Raw genomic sequence first — 3,762 nt, forward strand, 5'->3', positions numbered from 1 at the left:
CGCACGCCTCCGGCGTGCAGCGCCATGGCGATGGGTTCCCCTTCGAAGCCTTCCATCTCGGTGCCGTCGAAGGTGACACGCACTTTCTTCTTCTTCCCGTGCTCGAAATCGAGAATGGGATGTTCCTGGATGAGTCGCATCGATCCATCACCTCGTCTTCGCTAGATGCAGGCGGTCTCGAAGAAGAGGTCCCCTTCTTCGAACCGGCTGTACCGGAACATGGACACGTCGATGTACGGCTTTTCTCCCGCGACGAGCTCGGAGAGAATGCGTCCCACCGAGGGGCCGAACTGCAGCCCGTGGCCGCTCCAACCGCAGTTCAGGAAGAACCCCGGCACGGGCGTGGCACCCACGATCGCCTGGAAGTCCGGCGTGTTGTCGTAGGGCCCCGTCCACTGACGCACCAGCCGGATACCGCCGAGAACGGGCATCTTGGCGAGGACCCGGGTCGTGACCTCGTCCAGGAAGTCCCAGCTCGACGTGTACTCCGTGTCCTTCTTCTCCTCGGGATTCCCCCACCCGAGCATGAACGTGCCGTTGGGACACTGCTTCCAGTAGCTGCCGTCGTCGAGACAGAGAGTCATGGGGTGCTTCATGCGCTCCACCGCTTCGGTGATGAGGATCTGATGCCGCTCAGGCGTGATGGGAACATCCAACCCCAGCCACTTGCCCACCTCGACGCTCCAGGGACCGGCGCAGCAGACCACCGAATCGGCCTCCCAGTCACCTTTCGTCGTGTGGACTCCCGCAGCACGCCCTCCCTTCATGAGAATTCCCGTGACGGGCGTGTGCTTGTGGATCTCCGCACCGAGCGCCTTGGCGGAATCGGCGTAGGCGAAACAGAGCGTGTGGGGATTGATGTGTCCGTCTTCCTGATTCCAGCTCGCACCGAGCATGCCTTCCACATTGAGATGTGGCGCGACTTCCTTGATCTGAGCGGGTGTGAGAACTTTGGAACCCGTCGTGCCGAGTTCGTTCTGGAAGGCCACGTTCTTCTCGAGTTGCGCGAGCTGCGACTCCGAGTAGGCGATCCAGAGATACCCCGCAGGATCGTATTCGAGGGAGACAGGATAGTTGAGATCCTTCTCCAACGTCTTGAACACCTGCATGTTGTACTGAGCGAGGCGGATGTTCACTTCCGTGCCGAACTGGTGACGGATGCCCGCGGCACTACGTCCGCTTCCGCCGGAGGAGATGTAGTCCCGTTCGAAGAGGGCCACCTTGTAACCCTTTTTCGCCAGGTGATAGGCGGTGGAGCAGCCGTGGACACCACCGCCGATGATCGCCACATCACACTTGTGCACGCCCCCGCCGCATCCGCAGCAGCACTGCGGTGCTCCTTGCGCTTTCATTTCTCTGCGCTCCATGCACGAAACCTCCTTACGCTAGGGAATTTCGGAGAAGATCCGCCTTTTCCGCTCTTTCGGCAGGACGACATCCTCCGCCTCCCACTCCTGCGCTACACACCCCGAAAGGGGCTGCAGCAGGGATGCGCGGCCTCGTCGCGACGAATACGCCGAAATCTCCTGTGGCGCAACATCGCAACAGGGTGGCAAAGGTATGGAAAACAACATGACGAAAGGGAACAAAAGACGGAACATTCAGGGATTACTTTCGAAAAGAAATGCCGAGGGTCAGTCTGCGGGGGGGCGCTTGCGGCAGCCTGCAGGAAGAGGAAGAGACCAGATATCCCATACCATGCCGGGAAGGGACCGTCTGGAGCCGGGGAAAGAAGGGGGCATGCCGAGAAAAACACGTGCCGTCATCAAGTGCCACCTCCTTTCCGTAGAGTATTCAGAATTGCAGATCCCACTCCAGGTTCGATTGTGCACCAAATCGCGTCCGAGGTCAATGTAGTACCGGTTTTCACATAAGAGGAAACCAAATTCCCCTTTTGCTCTTTTTTCTCCACCGCCCTGAATCTGTTTTCGCAACGACGACCAAACCGACACAGGTGTCCTTGACTGGCCTTGGTATTTTTCGTAAAATCCAGTCAGATTTATCCATTCCAGAAAAACTATTTCCAAAACGGAAAAGGAGGCATCTCCATGAGCCGTTTGGACAAGGGAATTCAGGTTTTGCGACATCTGTGCGAGCCACCCTTCTTTCATTCCCTGGGAGAACTCTCCCAATCTCTGGAAATGACCAAGAGCGGCATGCACAAGATCCTCGCCGTCCTGGTCCAGGAAGGACTCGTTTTCCAAGAGACGGAGTCCGGACTGTACCGGATCGGTCCCGTCGCATACCGCATGGGTGTGGTCTACGCCAACGAAAGAGGGCTCAACGGAGCAGCCCTTCCCGTCATGGAGCAGATCGGGCGCATCACCAAAGAGACCGTTTCCGTCGGACTTCGCGACGGGGATTCGGCCTTTCTCGCGCTGAGCGTGGAAAGCCCGCATCTGATCCGGCTTAAAAGCCGGCTGGGGACCAGAATGCCTCCCAACGCCGGGGCCATCGGTAAGCTCTTGTGGGCCTACCATCCGGATCCGGTTCGGAGATCAGCCGTTCTCAGCTCCCTGGATCTCGCGTCCGAGGCATCGGGTTGCCCGAATCCTCTCCTGGATCTCGACATGCTCCTTGAGGAATACGACCGAATCCACCGTCAGGGATACGCCCTCAGCGTCAATGAAAGCGTTCCCGATTTTCTGGGACTCTCCGTTCCCGTTCCGGACCGTATGGGAAGGATCTGGGCATGTCTCTGCATCGCCGGTCCTCTGGAGCGACTCCCCGTGGAAAGAGCGCTGGATCTCCTGCCGGTTCTCCGGAGCGGCGCGGAGGATATCTCGGCCCGCCTGGGGTAAGCGCTTCCTTTTTGACCTCGGCGACCCTTTCGTTCCATCGTTCAGCTCGAAAAACCCATCCCGAAGGAGAGAGTGCCGGTATGTCCGTCAGTGAAACTATTGTGCGTCTGTCCCGAGAACATGATTCCCGCATCCGCGAAGACCGAAGAGTCATCCACCGCCGTCCCGGTGTCGGCATGGAAGTGGAGGAGACCGCCTCCTTCGTCGCGAAAACACTGGAGGAGATGGGCTTCGACGTGTGCAGGGGCGTCGGAGGGACCGGCGTCGTCGCCCTTCTCGAAGGACGTGAGGCAGGCCCCGTCGTCGGCCTCAGAGCCGACATGGATGCCTTGCAAATCCAGGAACAGACGGGACTTCCCTTCGCCTCCGAGATCCCGGGAATCATGCATGCCTGCGGTCACGACACGCACACGGCGATGCTTCTCGGAGCAGCTCGGATCCTCTCGTCGCTCAAGGAAACGATCCGCGGCGCGGTTAAATTCGTCTTCCAACCCGCCGAAGAGTGCGCACCCACCGGAGGAGCTCCGGCGATGATCGCCGACGGAGTTCTGGAAAATCCTAGGGTGGACGCCATGGTCGCCCTTCATGTCTGGCCCGATCTTCCTACAGGGAAAGTGGGTATCAAGACCGGCCCCATCATGGGCGCCTCGGACCGCCTCGACCTGATCGTCCGTGGCCGCAGCGCCCACGGCTCCACCCCGGAGCAGGGGGTGGACGCCGTCGTCGTTGCCGCTCAGGTGATCACGGCGCTGCAGACCGTGGTCTCCCGCTCCGTGAACGCCACGGAGGCGGTCGTTTTGACTTTCGGAACCGTCCACGGAGGATACCGGTACAACGTTCTGGCCGACGAGGTTCGACTCGAAGGAACCCTCCGCACTCTGAGCCCCGACATCCGGGACGTTCTTCCGGGGAAAATAGATGCTCTCGCACGAGGAGTCTGCCGGGGAATGGGAGGTGACTG

4 protein-coding genes are annotated in these 3,762 nt (G+C 59.8%); 2 read left to right on the top strand and 2 right to left on the bottom strand.

Annotated elements, in window-relative coordinates:
• Nucleotides 1-140 (bottom strand): 2Fe-2S iron-sulfur cluster-binding protein (locus Q1K49_RS00290; RefSeq protein ID WP_300521414.1); only part of this gene is annotated, 140 nt, incomplete at its 3' end.
• A gap of 21 nt (nucleotides 141-161) precedes the next feature.
• A complete protein-coding gene (locus Q1K49_RS00295) occupies nucleotides 162-1,367 on the bottom strand; it encodes an FAD-binding oxidoreductase (protein WP_300521405.1) in 1,206 nt (401 codons plus the stop codon).
• A 681-nt stretch (nucleotides 1,368-2,048) separates the two neighbouring features.
• Here Q1K49_RS00295 and Q1K49_RS00300 point away from each other — a divergent pair.
• Nucleotides 2,049-2,801 carry an IclR family transcriptional regulator gene (locus tag Q1K49_RS00300; RefSeq protein WP_300521408.1) on the top strand — a complete coding sequence of 251 codons (753 nt, stop codon included), beginning with the start codon at nucleotides 2,049-2,051 and terminating at the stop codon, nucleotides 2,799-2,801.
• A gap of 80 nt (nucleotides 2,802-2,881) precedes the next feature.
• Nucleotides 2,882-3,762: amidohydrolase (locus Q1K49_RS00305; protein WP_300521411.1), on the top strand; the 881-nt coding region annotated here is incomplete at its 3' end.

The sequence above is a fragment of the Aminiphilus sp. genome, assembly GCF_029975095.1.
Taxonomy (GTDB): Bacteria; Synergistota; Synergistia; order Synergistales; family Aminiphilaceae; genus Aminiphilus.

Coding starts and splice junctions, on each gene's coding strand:
- Q1K49_RS00295 (WP_300521405.1), bottom strand. CDS start 1,367: ATGGAGCGCAGAGAAATGAAAGCGCAAGGAGCACCGCAGTGCTGCTGC.
- Q1K49_RS00300 (WP_300521408.1), top strand. CDS start 2,049: ATGAGCCGTTTGGACAAGGGAATTCAGGTTTTGCGACATCTGTGCGAG.